We start from the raw sequence: 16,692 nt of genomic DNA on the forward strand, positions 1-16,692 counted from the left end.
TGCGCTGACAGGTTATTTCGCGAGGATGCCGCCTTCGGGCAATTGCGGATTGAACTCATCGAAAAAGGGGTAGTGACCGGGCCTCAGGGGGTGAATGACCACGAAGGTCGTCACACCCGGCGACAGGACTTTTTCAACCCGCAACGGCGTGCTCTCGAACTCGGCCGGACCTTGGCCGACGTTCTTCAGAACGATCTTGAAGCGCTGTCCGGCCGGCACCTCCAGCAAGGCCGGCGTGAAGTGGCCATCGCGCAGGATCAGCTCAAAGCTCGGCAACTCGGCATGGGCCGTCAACGGTGCAACTGTTCCGGCGACAATCAGCCAGGCAAGATGCAGGCGCTTCATTCAATAGCCGCCTTTTTTACCGATGCCGGCGTAGATGAATTCGTAGTGCAGTTCGCAACGTTCGAACCAGGGAGCGACACCGGTTTCCTTATCGGTGTGGCGCCCGAGGGAACCATGACCGCCGGGTGGCAGGACGGTGAACGTCAGCTGATATTTACCGGGGCCAAGCAGCTTCACATTGTCGCCATAGTGCGGACCGTCATTGGCCACCATGGCGTGAAAATCGCCTTTGACCTCGGGGTCGCTGCCGTGTTTTTTCAGGTTGAAAGAGACGTTCAGGTAGGGCACGAAACTGCCTTCCTGAAAGCCCTGGCGATTGTCCGCGGTGGCGCGAATGTCAGCTTCCAGGTGGACGTCGGAATCCGCGGTGGCGCGCATCATCCCCGCAGGTGCCATTTCTATCGGCTGCAAATACACCGCCCCGACTTCCAGCCCGGGACACAACTGGGGTTCCCCGATCGGGTATTCCTTGGCGTGAGCCAGTGGTGTGAGCAAGACCAGGGCGAGTGATAGCGAAAAAGGGGTACGCATAATAGCTTCCTGAACACTGACGAGTAGGAGCCCGAGTCTAGGAAGCTTTGCTGCGAACAATAATGATTGTTATCAAGTTTTGCGCAATTAAACGGTTGGCTCGTCACGTTGGCGAAATCGCTGGGCGCGCTCAACGCTGTGGGTCATCTGTGCCGCCGCATGAACGGTCAATGGATGCTGGGTAAAACCGGGTCTGGGGGAAATGTAGTCGGCCATTTCCCGGGCAATGGCGAGCTGGCGTTCCGAGCCTTCTGCCAACAGCGCGATGACCAGGTTTTCCAAGGCAATCACCCGGACACGCAAGTGAACCAGTTCGGCGTTGGTCAAGGCGGGCGGGGCGGTAAACGCGTCGCCATCGATGGATGTTGCGGCGTTTTGATCGTCCCATGTCGACAGGGTTGGATGGTCTGGTGCCCCAACGCTTGGGAAAGGATTTTTATTGAGCATGAGCGACGTCTCCAAGTCTGTTCAGCCGTTGGAAGCTTAGCTGCAGGATCGCGATGGGGGGAGGGAAGTCGCTTGATGTCGATTCTTGATATGTATCAAGGCTGGCGTTGCGCAAGGGCTGTAGGTTGGAACGACGCCACTCAATGATCGGAGATCGGCATGGCCAAGAACTTCCCCGTCAACCCCAAGCACCCCGAGCGGATCTGTTGGGGATGTGACCTGTATTGTCCGGCGAAGTCCCTGGCGTGCGGCAATGGTTCCGAACGGACGATGCATCCGGCGGAGATGTTTGGAGAGGATTGGCACGTGCCTGGCGACTGGGGCCTTGATGCGGTCATTACTACAGACAAGGTGGTGGATGATTTCCAAACACTGCCCGATGATGTGCTGCGAATAAACCGCTTTTCGTAGGAGCCAGGCTTGCCGGCGAAGGCGCTCTTAAGGACGCCTTCGCCGGCAAGTCAATATCAAGCGTGGGTGATGGAAAGGTCGCTGATGATGCACACCGAACCGTCTTCGGGGTCGGTGGTGTCGGAGTAATCGATCTGGTTGTACACACCGCCGTGGAAGGCCAGCGTTTTCGTGTCCCAGGTGTTGTCGAGGCGCATGATAGCGGAGGTCGATTTGACGCCGTTACAGCTTGCCGAAACGGAGACCGCGCCATTCGAATTGGCGTGAATGTTGATTTTGAAAAGTGCCCCGAGCGGCACGTTTTCCAGAACCGTCGTGTTCACCGGGTCTTCTTGAAGATAACTCGACCGGAACCCCATGGTGATGCGGCCTTTGTTCCAGAACACTTTTACAGGTGGTCGCTCTGAACCCTGCACATGAATCTGGCCGATCACGACCTTCTGCAGCGAGTTGACTTTCGTCAGCCGCATTTCTTGTCGGTTCCAGTGGTCAGCAGCGCTGGCGAACAGCCAATAACCCGGCTCCTTCCACTCGCAGCGGGTGCGGTGCGTGCTTTTGCTCGAAGCGCCGAGCGTCGGAGCCGTCATTTGCAGCGAGCCATCTGGAAGCATCGAAACGACTTCCGGACATTCAAGCAGTGCCCGCCAGCCGATGAGTTCAAGCGCGATGGGGTTGGTGTCGGAGATAGGAAGCGGTGTAGCGATTGTGTAGTTGCTGATGTCTACGGTCATGGTCATTTCCCTATTTCATTTGATGTCACCCTGTGCTCAGTTGAGCCTTGCGTTTGATGTAGGCCTACATCCCACTGCCCACTCAGTGAATGGGCAGAAGTGATGCTTTCGCTGTTGCTCGCGCCGCGACTTTTGATGCGGGTGGTGTTGTCTTGGCTTGAAGGTAAAAGTAGCAGCGCTTATAATTTTAGTAAATAGCACTGCTAATAATATTTTTAACGGACATAAGAAAACCCGCGCTAGGCGGGCTTCATTTGGTAAAAAACGGGTCTACGGTTTGACTCAATCAGCGGGCAAACATCCCCCACCAGAACACGTGGCCCAGGATCACGATTTGCTGCTCCTGGATCTCTGCGAAGGTGTAGTCCTCATCCGGATGCTCGTCGCGATTGAAGCTGCGCAGGCGGATGCCCGTCGGTAGGCGGTAAACCTGCTTCACCCGTAGCTGACCGTTGTGGTTGATGGCGTACATGTCGCCGTCAACGATATCGCCCAGTGAGCTCTTGCCGACGTTGATGCCCACGGTTGCGCCGTCACGCAGCACTGGCAGCATGCTGTTGCCGCTGACAACCACGCACTTCGCGTTGCTGAACTGAACGCCGTTATGGCGAAGGTCCTTCTTGAAAAAGCGCAGCCGGGCAGTGTCGCTTTCCTCAATCACGAAACGGCCTGATCCGGCCGCCAGTTCCACTTCGCGCAAGAAGGGAACGTAGACCTCATCGTCATCCAGGGGAGTGTCGTCATCCCAAGGCTGGATGTCCGACATCAATACGCTTGGCTGGATGCGTTCGGAAGACTGGACGCTGGCAACGGTCGACATCAGGCGTGGGCTCACTTCGCTGGCATCGAAGCGCAAGGCTTTTGCCAGTTTCAGAAGTGCCTCGACGTTCAGTGGAACCTTGCCGGTAGCGTACTGACTGAAGGCGCTTTGGCCAGACCATCCGCAGGCCTCAGCCACATCCGCTTGAGTGAGATTTGATCCAGCCGCTTTAGCAGAAGACTTTCGCTGGTCGTAAATAGCCTTGAGCCTGGTGCTGTCGGCGACTTCTTCAGGGGTAAGGGGGCGGCGTGTTTTCATGGCGACAAGAGTATTAGCAGAGCTGATGTTTCTGCAAGTAGTGCTGCTGGTAGTTTCCGACTGACAACAGCAGTTCTGCTGCTATGCTCGGCTCTCGCCGTTACACCGCATGCACGATCTACAACCTGCATGCGCATGCTCCAGGCGGCTGCTCCACAGTGAGCCATCAAATGTTTACGGCTGGCGTGCCATCGGTCGCGCAGCTTGACATGCGCCGCTCACTGCGCTCGCTCGGGACCGGATAGCGCCGGTCCCTTAACCAAACGTTAGGCACTTATCCCGTTACGGAGCACATTAGATATGTCAAACATCGTCGCATGGACCCTGTTCGCCTTGGGCGTCTTCCATATTCCATTCGGTATTATCAAGTTCAAAACGGCATTCGCCGCCGCTGTAGACTCTGGCTTCGTTGACCAGTTCAGAGCGCACGAAGATCGGCGTACTGCCCTCTGGTTTACCCTGCTGGGGCCGCTTTTTATGCTCGCAGGGCAGACAGCGATTCACGCCGTAGCAGTCGGCGATCTCGCGCTACTAAAAATTGTTGGAATCTATGTGTTTGTGATCTCGATCATTTGCGTCATTGCTGTTCCAGGATCCGGGTTCTGGGCAATGCTGCTGGTTTCTCCGCTGATCATCGCGGCAGGGTATGGCTTGTACGCCTGACAAACGGTTCAAGTCGTTCGCTTCGCTGATCCGTAGCGCACGACGAACCGCTAGCAGATCTTCCCGATCAGCGCGGGCGAGGAGACACTGACGGGCTCGACCATCTCCCCATATCCGGCGCGTCCATCTCTGCCTGAGTGCAGCTCAAGCGCTTCGCTCGTTCCCGGGTCGACCAGATTTCGCCGCCCGAATCTACTGGTCTGCCCTGCAATTTGAGAACGAACTTTTGGCCTTCGATTACGTTGCTCGTTCCCGCGCACTCCCAAACGCGCTGCTTTTCAGATGTGGGCATGGGCGCATCCAGTCTCGCCTGAGCACCTTCGGAAAGCTGGGGAGGCTTGCCGACGCAACCTGCAAGGGCAAGCGCTAGTAGTACTGGGGTGAATCGCATTTAAAATCCTTTTAATTTGTTTGTATGCTTTCGAAGCCGTACAACCTCAGGGTTGCTCAGCCTCAGCACTTTCGATGGCATCCAGTGATCGCCGGATAGCTGATCACTTGGCGGGTTGAGATTTTAGCTGCTTCATCGACCATCGCACCACATCCCTGCCAGCATCGTCACCAGAGGCCCAAACCGAGGCGGAAACGAACTCCATGACCAGCTCGTCGCCGTCAAAGCGCCCGTTAAAGGTCTGAGTGGCCGTGGCTTGAAGAATGCCCTCACTGCTTCGGTTGACGATGTGCCGCTCGCCCTTTAATTGGTCCCCCAGGCGCGTGTATAGGGTCGGATTGTCTACCCCGGGATGGTCGTGGGTGTAGTAGGCCAATCGCTTCATGACAACTTCCTGAGTTTCCGTGGTTCGCCACCAGATGAAGTGACTATCATCCTTAAAGTAAACATAAACGTGATATCGATAGTGATCGGGATCTTCTTTTTCTGCGTACCAAAGGCCATCGGGCACCTGGTAGCTTGGGGCTGTGGCGCAACCTGAAAGAAGCAAGCCTATAAAGAGCGAGAGAAGTAGCTTTTTCATAAATTCCATTTCAATTGATGTATCGGCGATCGGTAGCTAGAATTCAGCCGCGCGCGCCATAGAACTGGTTCAGCGCTATCAGTTCAAAAACAGCCACCAGCACGCAGAATGCAACAAAGCCGCGGGTGAAGACCCTACGAGGCTTTTCGTAAGGCTGGAGATTAGCGAGACCACCGAGAAGGTCGGATAAAAATTCGAGCAGCGTTTCAATGAAGAACCCTGCGGCTCTCTCCAATCCTGATCCGATCGAGCGCCCTGTTTAACGCATCCAAGGCATCGAGGAGGGCTTTCGCCTCAGCTTCCCGGCCATCGCCCCAGAGGCGTTCAGCCATTTTGTTCAGCGCCTGGATAGAGCGCTCAATGTCAGCAGCCGTCGCTGCTTTGCTTTCCTGATGTTTCTTTGGCATTGATCAACCCTTCTTCAGGTAGACCAGCTTCACGCGGAGCTGACCGTTGTGGTTGATCGCGTACATGTCGCCGTCGACGATATCGTCTGCATGAGACCGGCGCGCTCAGCAAGCTCGGTCTGGTTTAGACCTGCATGGCGACGGGTGGCTTTGAGTCTTTCTTTAAATTCCATCCGCGAAGTATTACGGGCGCTCCCATACCCTTGCAAGTCGGTATTCCATCACCGTGCTATATGGGTATTCCCGTATCGAGAGGCATCATGAACGCTATTCAAGGGCCTCGTTGACTACTTCGTTGGCGGGGCGCGGTCCTTGGTCCACTGCGGCCAGCATCCCCAGCGCACCATGTCGGCTTGCAGATAAAACGGGCCGAGTTATGGAACACAATGCCGAGCGGAAAGATTTTCACCAAACCCCAGAAACGACAAAGCCCTGAATAATCAGGGCTTTGTCGGTACAAATATGGCGGAGGCGATGGGATTGGAACTCATGGACCTGTTACAGGCGACGGTTTTCAAGTTCGAAGGTTAATCCTTGTATTTCAACACCTTAAGATTAATTAATGCTCTGGAGGCCTCTGAAATCAAGGGGTGGAAGTTTATTTGCGGAAACGAATTTGGCCGGTTTTTTGGCGTTCTGGGTGGGATCGCCCTAAATTTCGTAGCTGCAACCGAGAGACTGCGCTTGGTCGAAAGCGGCCTTCAGTCTGAAGTGGGATTTGGAGCCAGCCCTGGTCAGTCGTGACGGGCAGAAAACGGCCAGAAGCGGTCTTTCACGACGGCCATTTAAGACGTGCGGACGACCCATCAATGCCAGAGCTCACGATTGTTCCAGTAAGGCAAACCATCTATTGATAGTGCACCCAAAAATGTTTTGGTCACTTCAACATCACAAGTACCCGGAAATATCAGCTTACGCCTCCGCTTACATCCGGTGATGTTCCAGCAAGAAGTCCACGAACAATCGCACCCGCGCCGGCATTGCCGCCCCGCCGACGAACACCGCATGAATCGGTTCCTGGTCCCCGGGGTTCCAGGCTTCCAACAGCGGAATCAGGTCGCCGCGCTGCAGATCCTCGCTCACGCTGAACTCACCGATACGTGCAATGCCGGCACCTACTCGCGCGAGTTGTGCCAGCGCTTCACCACTGCTGCATTCGATGTTGCCGCTGACCTTCAGGGAAAACTCTTTTCCATCGCGGATGAACGGCCAGTTGGGTTCGGCACGCCGGAAGTTGAAGCGCAGGCAGTTGTGCTGTAACAGGTCTTCCGGTTCCTGGGGGATGCCGTGGCGCTGCAGATACTCGGGCGATGCCACCACTACCTGGCCGGTGTCGCCGATCCTGCGCGCGGTCAGCGGGCTGTCGGGCAGATGGCCAAAGCGGACCGCGACGTCGGCCTGCCCGCCGAGAATGTCGACCAGTTCGTCGCCGAGGGTGAGGTCGACGACGATGTTCGGGTAACGGGCGCTGAATGCTGCAACCAAGGGAACGATGGCCAGCCGCCCATGGCCAAGGGCGGCACTGACCCGCAATCGCCCCCTGGGTACGCCCTGGTCGGCGATGGCTTCTTCGACCTCGTCCATGTCGGCCAGGATACGCCGGGCGCCGCGCAGGAACGCTTCGCCCTCGGCAGTGAAGGTGATCGCTCGGGTGGTGCGCAACAGCAGGCGGGTGCCAAGACGTTGCTCGGTACGCGCGATGATCCGACTGACTGCCGAGGGTGTCAGGCCCAGTGCACGCGCGGCGGCCGACAGGCTGCCTTCCTGCGCCACGGTGGTGAACACGCTCATCTCACCTGACCTGCCGTTGAAATCCACTTGTGCCTCCTGCGCAAAGGTGATTGCCAAAAATGCTATCTACCGTCGGAAAAGACTGGATCGTAGCATTAGCGGCATAGATAAGGAGCCTTCCATGCGTATCAATCCACCACTTGTCGCACTCGCCATCGGTGCCTTTGGCATCGGCGTAACAGAATTCGCCCCCATGGGCATGTTGCCGGGTATCGCTGCGGATCTGGGCGTTTCCATTCCCGCCGCCGGTTTGCTGGTCAGTGCTTATGCGCTGGGCGTATTGCTCGGCGCACCGCTGATGACCCTGACCACCGGCAGGATTCCCCGGCGCTATCTGCTGATCGGGCTCATGGCGATTTTCACCTTGGGTAATCTGATGTCAGCTCTTGCCACCGATTACTACAGCCTCATGGTCGCCAGGGTGGTGACCTCACTGAACCATGGTGCATTTTTTGGCGTTGGCTCCATCGTCGCCGCCAGCGTGGTCGCCCCGGAGAAACGTGCCGGGGCGGTTGCGGCGATGTTCATGGGCCTGACCCTGGCGACCATCGGCGGTGTGCCGCTGGCCGCCTGGTTTGGTGAACTGTTCGGTTGGCGCACCGCTTTCTGGGGAATTACCGGCCTCGGCGTGGTGACCATGGCCGCGTTGTGGTTCGCCCTGCCTAACCTGAAGACGCCGCAAAGCGTCGGTGTAATGGCCGAAATTCGGGTACTGGGGCGTGGTCCGGTGCTGGGCGCGTTGGCCCTGACCGTAGTCGGATCGAGCGCAATGTTTACCGTCTTCACTTACATCGCGCCGATCCTCAGCAGCGAGACCAATAGTTCCACCGCCTACATCACCGCCATGCTGGTTCTTTTTGGTGTGGGGTTGACGCTGGGCAATATGTGGGGCGGCAAGGCCGCCGACCGCTCGATAGATCGCACCTTGATCGTCTCGCTAAGCGTTCTGATTCTCGTCTTGCTGGCGTTCACCCTGCTGATGCGTTGGACGGTACCGGCTGCTCTGGCCATCCTGATATGGGGTATCGCCAGTTTCGCCCTGGTGCCGCCGCTACAGATGCGCGTCATGGAAGCAGCGAAGGACGCGCCCAATCTTGCCTCTGCGGTGAACATTGGCGCCTTCAATTTTGGCAACGCGATTGGCGCAGCGCTGGGCGGAGCGGTGATCAACGCTGGTCTGGGTTATCCGGCGATTTCCCTGGCCGGAGCGGCGATGGCTGCTCTGGGGCTGCTGATGGTGTTGGCTTATGCCTGGCGTTCCAGAACGATTGAAGCAGCAGTGGTGTGACGAAGATGAGGGGAGTGGTTCATTACCATCGATGAGTGGCGGCAAGTGGTAGAATTGCTGCCCTTGGCGAGGGGCGGCAATCGGTCAATTTTAGCCATTGCTGACCGGCAGCTTCGGGTCGACTGCAGCCCTTCACGACAAGCAGAAATCGGCCCATTGCTGCCCGTCACGGCGTGTTTGTTCTAGTAACTAGATCAAGTGGGATCACGTAAAGGCCAATATCAGCGCAGCCGCGACCTGATGATCGACTGGGTCACGCGCTACTTCCCCACCGGAACTCGGGCCAGCTGGCCCCAGGGCGATTTCATGCTCTGGGTGGAACTCCCGGAAAGTTTCGACACGCTGCGCTTAAACCGGGCTTTACTGGAATAAGGTGTGCAGATTGCCGTGGGCTGCATTTTCTCGGCATCGGGCAAGTACCGTAACTGTCTGCGAATGAACTTCGCTTCCAGGGCAACACAGGAAATCGAACAGGCGGTGCGCACGGTCGGCGCCACAGCCATACGCCTGCTGGATGAACTGGACGCTGAGTCGTAACCATTGGCGGGCTCCCGAGGTCAAAACTACACCCGTCGAGGTTGAGGACGAGCCCCATGCCCATGTCCCGGTTCTTCCCCGCCATGTTGCTCGCACTGCTGCTCGCTGGCTGCGCCACCACGCGCTTGCCCCACGACTTCAGCGAGGCAATACCCGCCAGCGATTCGGCTTTCGGGCGCTCGATCCAGGCCCAGGCCGCCCAGCATGAGGGGCGCTCGGGTTTTCGCCTGCTGCCTAACAGCAGTGAAGCGTTCCGGGCGCGCGCCGAGTTGATCCGCAATGCGCAGAAAAGCGTCGATCTGCAGTACTACATCGTGCATAACGGTCTCAGCACCCGGGCACTGGTGCGTGAAATACTGCTGGCAGCCGATCGCGGTGTACGGATACGCATGTTGCTCGATGACACTGCCAGCGACGGCCAGGAAGAAGTAATCGCTACCCTGGCCGTGCACCAGAACATCTATATCCGTGTCTTCAACCCTTTGCATCTGGGGCGCAGCACCATGGTTACCCGAACCATGGGCCGTCTGCTTAATCTTTCCCAACAGCACCGGCGCATGCACAACAAACTGTGGCTGGCCGACAACAGCGCAGCCATCGTCGGCGGACGCAACCTGGGGGATGAATATTTCGACGCCAAGCCCGATCTCAACTTCACCGACATGGACCTGCTGTGCATCGGCCCGGTCGCCGAGCAGTTGGGCCACAGCTTCGATCAGTACTGGAACAGCGCCCTGAGCCAGCCGATCAGTGACTTCCTGCTCAACAAGCCAACAGCCGAAGACTTGCTCAAGAGCCGCCAACGCCTGGAACAATCGCTCCAGACCACACGTATCGAGAACACAGCCTTGTACGACCACCTCATGACCTACCGGACACAACCGCAACTCGAGAATTGGCGAAAGCAGCTGATCTGGGCCCATAGCAAAGCGATGTGGGACGCCCCGAGCAAGGTACTGGCCGACGACGAACCGGCCCGCGCGCTATTGATGGCCACACAACTGCGGCCTGAGCTCGATAGCGTCAGTAAGGAGCTAATCATGATCTCGGCCTATTTCGTGCCCCAAAAGCCGGGCATGCTCTACCTCCTCGGGCGTGCCGATGCCGGTGTTGATGTGCGCCTGTTGACCAACTCACTGGAAGCCACCGATGTGCCGGCGGTGCATGGCGGCTATGCGCCCTACCGCAAGACCCTGCTCGAACATGGCGTGAAGCTTTATGAGGTGCGGCGCCAGCCGGACGACCCCAGTGGCGGTTCTTCCTTTGGCTTCAGTGGTGGCTCGGACTCCAGCTTGCACACCAAGGCCATGATTTTGGACAAGCAGAAGGTGTTCATCGGCTCTTTCAATTTCGACCCGCGTTCAGTGCTGTGGAACACTGAAGTCGGGGTGCTGGTCGACAGCCCTGAATTGGCCGGCTACATGCGCAAGCTGGCGCTTGAGGGCATGGTGCCAGCCGTGAGTTACCAGGCCCGCCTGGAAAACGGAGAAGTCGTCTGGGTCACCGAAGACGACGGCCGCCTGCATACCTTGCATAAGGAGCCCGGCGGTAAATGGCGCAGCTTCAAGGCCTGGCTCAGCGACAAGATCGGCCTGGAGAAAATGCTCTAGATCGAAGCCGGCGCCTCGAAGGCATTGCGCTGCCGCGCCAACAACATCAGACCCAAGGCGCCCGCGGCCATGACGCAGGTATTTGCCACACGGGAACTTGATATGTCCGACAACGACTTGAATTTCATGACCCCGTTTTGGCTCGTTCAGGCCTGATGGCAACAACACACAGCACTCTGTCCTCACAGCGGGGGCTGCGGAAACGATCCAGAAGCGCTGTGACAGAAGCTGCGTACCCAGAAACGACAAAGCCCTGAATAATCAGGGCTTTGTCGTACATAAGATGGCGGAGGCGATGGGATTCGAACTCATGGACCTGTTACAGTCGACGGTTTTCAAGACCGCTATTTAAAGCCGCTAAAACCTTGGCCTGTAGCTCTTTTTCGTTACAGTACTTTTGTTTTTCGGCCCCTCTGTAGACCGCATTCTACAAGGGGCGAATTTTGAGTTTTGTAACGGGTTTTCGGGCTATTTTGATGGCTTGGCGATGGCGCCGATGCGGCGGTAAACGCGTTCCGTGATGTCGCCCTTGGTGTGACCCAAGAGCAGGCTCGCATCACCGACGTCGAGGATTTCTGACGCGGCTTTTGGTCTGATATCACGAAACTGGAAGCTGCCGATTTTCTCGACCAGCAGCGTGTCGCCAATCTCGTCAGCCTCTTTTTTGGCCTTTTCACGCGCCTTGTCCCACCGGTCGCGAAGCATCTTCGCGGTCATGCGCTTGCCGCGCGCACTCACAATCAGGTAGCTGCAGATGTGCTGGGCATTGCGCTCGGCCATCTTCGCGATCAGCAGCCCCAAGCTGTTCGCCTCGTCGCCGTCAGTCATCTGGATACGCAGCTTCTTGTGTGTCTTGTTCTGCTGCACGCCCAAATATTTCCCCTCGACATCATCCTTCCTCATGACCAGAACATCTGCCGGCCGTTGCCCGGTGAGATAAGCCAGGTCCATCGCGTCTTTCAGCTCTTGAGCTGCCTTCTTGTAAACAGCATCCCAAACCACATCATTCGCGTAATAGTCCCTGGGCGTTTCCTTGTTTTTGCGCACGCCCTGGCAGGGGTTCTCCTTGGTCGTCAGCCCCCATTCCCGGGCGATATTGAAGATGTGGGAGAGGGTGGCGATCTCACGATTAGCCCGCACTTTCGCTGTCCGTGCATCCCGGTACCCGGCAATCGTGGCCGGGGTGATCGAGTCGATGGGGGCGCTATCGAACATCGGTCGGAGCTGCTTGATCTCCGCCAGATTGTCTTTCTGGGTGCGCGGTGCTTTTTTGGAGACGATGTCGCGGATGTACCGGTCGAAGATGCCCTTCATGGTGCGCAGATCGAGCGGCTTTTCCTTGGCCTCCAGTTCTGCCCATTTGATCCTGGCCAGGTCCAAGTCTTTGCCCAGCGGGATCGCCTTACCAGTCAGGTCCAGGTAGTAATAGGCAATCCAGTCCTTTCCGCTTTTCCGTTTCCGCGTCCACTGATACATCCGGGGCGGCAAGTTGCGTGTTTCGGCCTTGCGGGGTCGCATATCAGTTCACTCGTGAGAAGTCGGGCGTCCATGCCGGTGCCGCCGGCGGGGGGTTGGGGTCAGCGATGGTGGGCGTGATCATGCCCAGCTTCATGCGGGCGTACATGCGGCCAACCAGTGGGCGTTTTCCGCGACTTTCGACGAATACCCATTGACGATCAATCAGCCAGCGCCGCTGGTAGGACCTGGCCTTGTAGCCGGTGAGCTCTGCAAGCTCCTCGTCCGAGAGAATTTCATTTTTCATAGCGATGCTCCATGCCGCGCGGGGCAGCAGAAGGTGGGGAATGGGTTAGCGGTAGGCGTGGAATCGGCGGCACTCGTTGCATTTGCGCAGCTTGCGAGCGGTGGGCGTGGATTCCGTTTGAGAATCGGACATGAGTGATCCTCGCTCGCTCATCGGCAAGCTTGTATATTGAGTAGATAGTCAAAACGGAAAGCACAGAAGGTGACGGTGAATAGTTTTTTTCTTAGGGAAAGCGTGCTCTTGGCCGTCCTTCCTTTGGTTTCATTTGTAGGCGCTTTGTTGTTCGAGGTTGGTTACGCCGGTGAATTTGGCTATTCCTACTCTTTCATTTCAATTGATTTGAAAGCAATGGTTGTCTCTCTGGCGTGCTCAGTTGTTGTATTGATTCCCGTACTTTTATTCACTATTGGTGTGTTCAGGATAATGACTGACCCGTTGAAAGAGGTGAGGGTGCTGGGGTTGGAGTTTCTTATACCCGTAATAGCACTCATAGGTGTCTGTATTACAGGGTTTAGTTCGAGGATGTTTATCCTGTTATTTATCTCGTCTTTAACTTTTGCTGTCTCAAAGTATGCCTTTATTGTACTTAAAGGGTTGAAGTATGGGCTCAAAGGAGCGCTGAGTCGGGCTGCGGAATCCGAGGGGTTGACTGATCGCTCAATCCTTCGGGAGGGATTAACAAAGCTGGATTTAGGAAATAAATGGATATTCCATATTTCGCTTGCCGTGGTTCTAGTTCTTTTAGCATTTATGGTGCGTGGGGCGGGTCAGGGTTTTGCGCAGTGGAGAAGTGATTACCAAACAGTCAATATGAATGGAGGGGAATACGCTATCCTTTCAGCATACGGTGATTTGGTTGTTTTAGGTGGTATATATGATGACCAATTCAATGGAGTGATTTCGATAGTCCCTCGAAACTCTGAAAAACTTGCTGAGTTGCGAAATGCGTATCTTCCCAGTTATTTGCCAGGTCTCTGTGCGATCGGGAAGTGCAATGAATAAACGCAGTACTGCATCGGCTTCTTCCAGACAATCTAGATTATGCCGCCGATGTAGTAGCACTGCGCAGTCTCACCGATCACCTGGTAGGTATGCAGTGCACCTCAAGACCTTCTGGCCCAATAGAGTTGATGTAGCGATAGTGCTCTGGCCGAGCCTTCTTCATTTCTTCAGGCATAGCGATTCCTTGCCGCTATAGCGACTGACTTTGATGGTGGAGGGAGTTACCGCTGTTCGGCGGCTGTTTTCAGCGCCGGACCGTCGACGACTTCGCGGTATATATCTTCCGTCAGTTTCGAGCTCTTTCAGGGTGTTGCGCTGACCATTTCGATCAACTCGGCATTCGTAGAATGAGTAATTGTTAGCAGGGTACGGTTATGGTTGAAGGCTCTTAAACGGGGGGAATAAAGCCCGCCGAAGCGAGCTTATTTTAATGTGTCTGGGCGAGGGGGGAGTTAAGAGCGGCTGTAAATTTCTTTTGTGAAATAGTCAGCACTTTTTTCAACCTCGGATTCAACCCATTCTCGCGAAAAAGAGCCACTATGCTTCGAGCTTTGAATGATACAGTCTTCAAAGCTCAAGCTTTCGGAAATGATGCCAGTTTTAATAGATGAAGGCTGCACTATTAAGCCAGCCAATCCGGCGAACCTATTTTCCTTGTCTTTCACTTTGAAACCTCCATTAGTGAAATCAAATGTCGCTCGATGTACATAGACAGTATTTTTGCAACTGTCAGAGTGAAGACTTTATCACGTTCCCAAGAGAATTGGTTGACGTGGTTGCTGGTAAATACTAGCACACCTAGAGGTTTATTTCCACCAAACACATTGTAAGAGTCCTTTACCGGTATGGAAATGAATGATCTATAATTCTTTTTATCAGATTCTATTGCAGCGCTATCTGATAGCTCGGAGCTTGTCGTTATATCCTGACAAATTTTTGCCTCACCTTGAATATAAGCAAGGCCGACATGTCCGAAGCCTGGCTTCCAACGCCTATTGGAGGTAGAGAGTCTATTGTCGTGACTACGCCATTTTATGAAAAGGTCCTCGCTTTCCTCATCGTACATATAAAGTGCAAAGTTATAAAAAGCGTCGCTTTTGTATCCAAAAAGTTGTGTGCGATTGTCTACTAAATGCCAGAGAATTCGATTGAGCCCTACTTCCCAGTCTTTGAGTCCTTGTGCGAACGGGTAATCGGCGGGACGAGACCTGACTTCATCAATCAAAGATTCAAGCTCTACTGTCATTAAATATGTAACGCTTTGCTGGGTTTTGGATACCTCATAAACAGCTTTGGCTTTTGGAATTATTTCCATCTTGTATTGTCGAGTGTCTTCCAAGGCCTCTTCAACAGCTAGGGTTGTAGATTTTCTGTTGCCAGCATAAAAAATTATTATTGCAAAAACTATGTGGATTGCGATTGATATTGAGTAAAGTGTTGTTTCGGTTGGAGTGAAGTCTTGATTTGCAAATAATTTGCTCGCAAATAGTCCGATTACCAATGGTGCAATTAGTGTCATCCATGTGTTAGCACAAAATATACTAGCCGATACAATGCTATCTTCGATATTTCTATTTTCTTGGTTTACTTGTTTTAATTCCATTTATAGCAACTCTGCTGATTCATCCGCGATTGTATGGTTTATGAGCGCGATTTAGTCAAGGTCTAGAGAGGAGGTGGTGTAAATTTTTATGCGTTTACCGATCCAGTGCACCACTGGTATGGCCTTGCTGTTACCGATCGCCTTATAGCGCGGGCCGTCCGGGCATTCGCTGGCAGGTTTGTCGCGCCATGGGATCAGCGTGTAGTTATCAGGGAAACCTTGGCAACGCTCCCATTCGATGACGCTTGTTCGTCTAATGCCCTCGGGCTCCAGTACATATGCCTCTCGGTCATCGAGAGAGCCTCCGCCCTGCGCCGTGAGAGTAGGATGAAGTGCCGACTTCTCCTCCCGTCCCGGCGGGATATCCCTGCGAGAGCCTTCGCGCTCAAAAAGTACCTCGGTGGGATCGAATCCATCTCGAGCACTTGCGACAACGAACACACGACGGCGTCGTTGGGCCAAGCCGAAATATTGGGCGTCCAGGACCCTCCACGCGATTGTTCTTTTGGGTCCATACACACAACCAGCGTCCGGCCATTTTTTCCCTGAAGGCTGCAGTTCGCAGTCTTCCCCAGCAAGCGCGCCAAGAAAGCATCCGAAGGCGTTCCCTTTGTCGCTGAGGACGCCTGGGACGTTTTCCCAGACAAGGACACAGGGCGGCTTTCGGCGGCCGGCGCGAACATAGTCAGTTGCATCTGCGAGCTCCACGTATTTGATGGTGAGGGCGCCGCGCGGGTCGAGCAGACCCTGACGCATGCCGGCGACACTGAAGGCCTGGCACGGGGTTCCGCCGACCAACACGTCCGGCGCGGCGATCTTGCCGGCCAGCACCTGGGCGCCGAGTTTGGTCATGTCGCCGAGATTCGGCGTGTTTGGGTAGTGGTGGGCCAGCACTGCGCTGGGGAAGGCCTCGATCTCCGCGAACCAAGTGGCGCGCATGCCTAGCGGGTGCCAAGCCATAGTCGCAGCCTCGATGCCGCTGCAAACGCTTCCGTAAGTGATGGGCACAGTGGCACCTCGTCGGTATAGTTTCGAAAATTTTGACAGGGACTGAAAAATTGAACTATTTCGAATATCGAATCGCGATATGGAAGCAAGAGCGCAGAATTAAGAACTTGGAAAAAGATGAGCCTGAGCCGCATCCTGATCCTGAGATGGGTAGTTCAAGTGACTACTACACCCACCTTGCACTTGCTAATCAGTGGTTGGCATGCATCGAAACGAAGTACTACCAGAGCAAAACAAGAAAAGCTTTGGTGGATATGCCAGATCTTTCTGATCCGACCATGTATGGGCGGATCGAGTGGGATTACGATGAGGCTGAAACACCCTATCTGACACAGAAGGGATTCAAACAAGTGCGTGCAGACTTGAGAGCAGATTTTAAACTCAAAGTTGATGTATTGGCGCCAATCATTTCAACAGTGACCGGATTGCTTGGTGTTGTTGTAGCCATATTGGCTATTGTCTACGCAAAATGAATTGCCGCTATAGTTCGAGGCGTTCAGTGCA

At 55.1% G+C, this 16,692-nt stretch carries 19 protein-coding genes and 2 pseudogenes; 7 read left to right on the forward strand and 14 right to left on the reverse strand.

All coding sequences use genetic code 11. The annotated features are described in order from the left end of the window. Positions 1-12 precede the first annotated feature (12 nt). The 3 genes from TU81_RS00180 to TU81_RS00190 form a co-directional block, all read right to left on the reverse strand. Entirely contained in the window at positions 13-345 is a 333-nt protein-coding gene (locus TU81_RS00180; RefSeq protein ID WP_038982869.1) for a cupredoxin domain-containing protein, read from the reverse strand. Next, positions 346-876 carry an iron transporter gene (locus tag TU81_RS00185; RefSeq protein ID WP_048392530.1) on the reverse strand — a complete coding sequence of 177 codons (531 nt, stop codon included), beginning with the start codon at positions 874-876 and terminating at the stop codon, positions 346-348. A gap of 87 nt (positions 877-963) precedes the next feature. After that, complete coding sequence (locus TU81_RS00190) at positions 964-1,323, reverse strand: hypothetical protein (protein WP_048392533.1); 360 nt, start codon at positions 1,321-1,323, stop codon at positions 964-966. A gap of 159 nt (positions 1,324-1,482) precedes the next feature. Here TU81_RS00190 and TU81_RS00195 point away from each other — a divergent pair, with 159 nt between their 5' ends. After that, positions 1,483-1,734: a DUF3079 domain-containing protein gene (locus TU81_RS00195; protein ID WP_038982874.1), complete on the forward strand. Its 252-nt coding sequence runs from the start codon at positions 1,483-1,485 to the stop codon at positions 1,732-1,734. A 56-nt stretch (positions 1,735-1,790) separates the two neighbouring features. Here TU81_RS00195 and TU81_RS00200 read toward each other — a convergent pair whose 3' ends face one another. Together TU81_RS00200 and TU81_RS00205 are read right to left on the reverse strand one after the other, a co-directional pair. Continuing rightward, positions 1,791-2,465: a polysaccharide lyase family 7 protein gene (locus TU81_RS00200; protein WP_038983693.1), complete on the reverse strand. Its 675-nt coding sequence runs from the start codon at positions 2,463-2,465 to the stop codon at positions 1,791-1,793. Between the two features lie 286 nt (positions 2,466-2,751). Next, positions 2,752-3,543 (reverse strand): LexA family transcriptional regulator, encoded by a 792-nt coding sequence (locus TU81_RS00205; RefSeq protein ID WP_082157780.1) that lies wholly within the window; start codon positions 3,541-3,543, stop codon positions 2,752-2,754. Between the two features lie 300 nt (positions 3,544-3,843). Between TU81_RS00205 and TU81_RS00210 the strand changes: the two genes are divergently transcribed. Further along, positions 3,844-4,206 carry a DUF6463 family protein gene (locus TU81_RS00210; protein ID WP_038982876.1) on the forward strand — a complete coding sequence of 121 codons (363 nt, stop codon included), beginning with the start codon at positions 3,844-3,846 and terminating at the stop codon, positions 4,204-4,206. A 494-nt stretch (positions 4,207-4,700) separates the two neighbouring features. On the opposite strand, the gene TU81_RS00220 is transcribed toward TU81_RS00210, so the two are convergent. The 4 genes and pseudogenes from TU81_RS00220 to TU81_RS00230 form a co-directional block, all read right to left on the reverse strand. Further along, complete coding sequence (locus TU81_RS00220; protein ID WP_038982879.1) at positions 4,701-5,180, reverse strand: hypothetical protein; 480 nt, start codon at positions 5,178-5,180, stop codon at positions 4,701-4,703. Between the two features lie 206 nt (positions 5,181-5,386). Next, positions 5,387-5,587: a hypothetical protein gene (locus TU81_RS00225; RefSeq protein ID WP_007895617.1), complete on the reverse strand. Its 201-nt coding sequence runs from the start codon at positions 5,585-5,587 to the stop codon at positions 5,387-5,389. 18 nt (positions 5,588-5,605) lie between these two features. Then, a pseudogene (locus tag TU81_RS31050) lies at positions 5,606-5,671 on the reverse strand (transcriptional regulator); the annotation flags it as partial. Positions 5,672-6,511: 840 nt separating this feature from the next. Beyond that, positions 6,512-7,405, reverse strand: coding sequence for a LysR family transcriptional regulator (locus tag TU81_RS00230; protein WP_038982881.1), 894 nt, complete (start codon positions 7,403-7,405; stop codon positions 6,512-6,514). A gap of 94 nt (positions 7,406-7,499) precedes the next feature. On the opposite strand from TU81_RS00230, the gene TU81_RS00235 reads away from it, so the two are divergent. From TU81_RS00235 to TU81_RS00240, 3 genes and pseudogenes are all read left to right on the forward strand, one after another. After that, positions 7,500-8,666: an MFS transporter gene (locus TU81_RS00235; RefSeq protein ID WP_048392538.1), complete on the forward strand. Its 1,167-nt coding sequence runs from the start codon at positions 7,500-7,502 to the stop codon at positions 8,664-8,666. Positions 8,667-8,882: 216 nt separating this feature from the next. After that, a pseudogene (locus TU81_RS29160) lies at positions 8,883-9,203 on the forward strand (PLP-dependent aminotransferase family protein); the annotation flags it as partial. Positions 9,204-9,265: 62 nt separating this feature from the next. After that, positions 9,266-10,813 carry a phospholipase D family protein gene (locus TU81_RS00240; protein ID WP_048393559.1) on the forward strand — a complete coding sequence of 516 codons (1,548 nt, stop codon included), beginning with the start codon at positions 9,266-9,268 and terminating at the stop codon, positions 10,811-10,813. Between the two features lie 468 nt (positions 10,814-11,281). Here the strand turns inward: TU81_RS00240 and TU81_RS00245 are convergent, their stop codons facing one another. Together TU81_RS00245 and TU81_RS00250 are read right to left on the reverse strand one after the other, a co-directional pair. Continuing rightward, positions 11,282-12,331, reverse strand: a complete 1,050-nt coding sequence (locus TU81_RS00245; protein ID WP_048392540.1) for a tyrosine-type recombinase/integrase — start codon at positions 12,329-12,331, stop codon at positions 11,282-11,284. 1 nt (position 12,332) lies between these two features. Then, entirely contained in the window at positions 12,333-12,575 is a 243-nt protein-coding gene (locus TU81_RS00250) for a DUF4224 domain-containing protein (protein ID WP_048392542.1), read from the reverse strand. Positions 12,576-12,782: 207 nt separating this feature from the next. Here TU81_RS00250 and TU81_RS00255 point away from each other — a divergent pair, with 207 nt between their 5' ends. After that, positions 12,783-13,577: a hypothetical protein gene (locus tag TU81_RS00255; RefSeq protein WP_151152243.1), complete on the forward strand. Its 795-nt coding sequence runs from the start codon at positions 12,783-12,785 to the stop codon at positions 13,575-13,577. A 452-nt stretch (positions 13,578-14,029) separates the two neighbouring features. Here TU81_RS00255 and TU81_RS00260 read toward each other — a convergent pair whose 3' ends face one another. Genes TU81_RS00260 through TU81_RS00270 form a run of 3 tightly spaced genes read right to left on the reverse strand, consistent with a single transcriptional unit; the run spans position 14,030 to position 16,188 of the window. Then, on the reverse strand, positions 14,030-14,242 hold the full coding sequence (locus TU81_RS00260) for a hypothetical protein (protein ID WP_048392546.1): 213 nt from the start codon (positions 14,240-14,242) through the stop codon (positions 14,030-14,032). Continuing rightward, positions 14,239-15,180, reverse strand: a complete 942-nt coding sequence (locus TU81_RS00265) for a GAF domain-containing protein (protein WP_048392548.1) — start codon at positions 15,178-15,180, stop codon at positions 14,239-14,241. Before TU81_RS00265 ends, TU81_RS00260 begins: the two co-directional genes overlap by 4 nt. 51 nt (positions 15,181-15,231) lie before the next feature. Then, positions 15,232-16,188 (reverse strand): DNA cytosine methyltransferase, encoded by a 957-nt coding sequence (locus tag TU81_RS00270; RefSeq protein ID WP_048392551.1) that lies wholly within the window; start codon positions 16,186-16,188, stop codon positions 15,232-15,234. Positions 16,189-16,238: 50 nt separating this feature from the next. On the opposite strand from TU81_RS00270, the gene TU81_RS00275 reads away from it, so the two are divergent. Continuing rightward, a complete protein-coding gene (locus TU81_RS00275; protein ID WP_048392552.1) occupies positions 16,239-16,661 on the forward strand; it encodes a hypothetical protein in 423 nt (140 codons plus the stop codon). Positions 16,662-16,692: the final 31 nt, after the last annotated feature.

This window comes from Pseudomonas lini (assembly GCF_001042905.1).
Classification (GTDB): Bacteria; Pseudomonadota; Gammaproteobacteria; order Pseudomonadales; family Pseudomonadaceae; genus Aquipseudomonas; species Aquipseudomonas lini.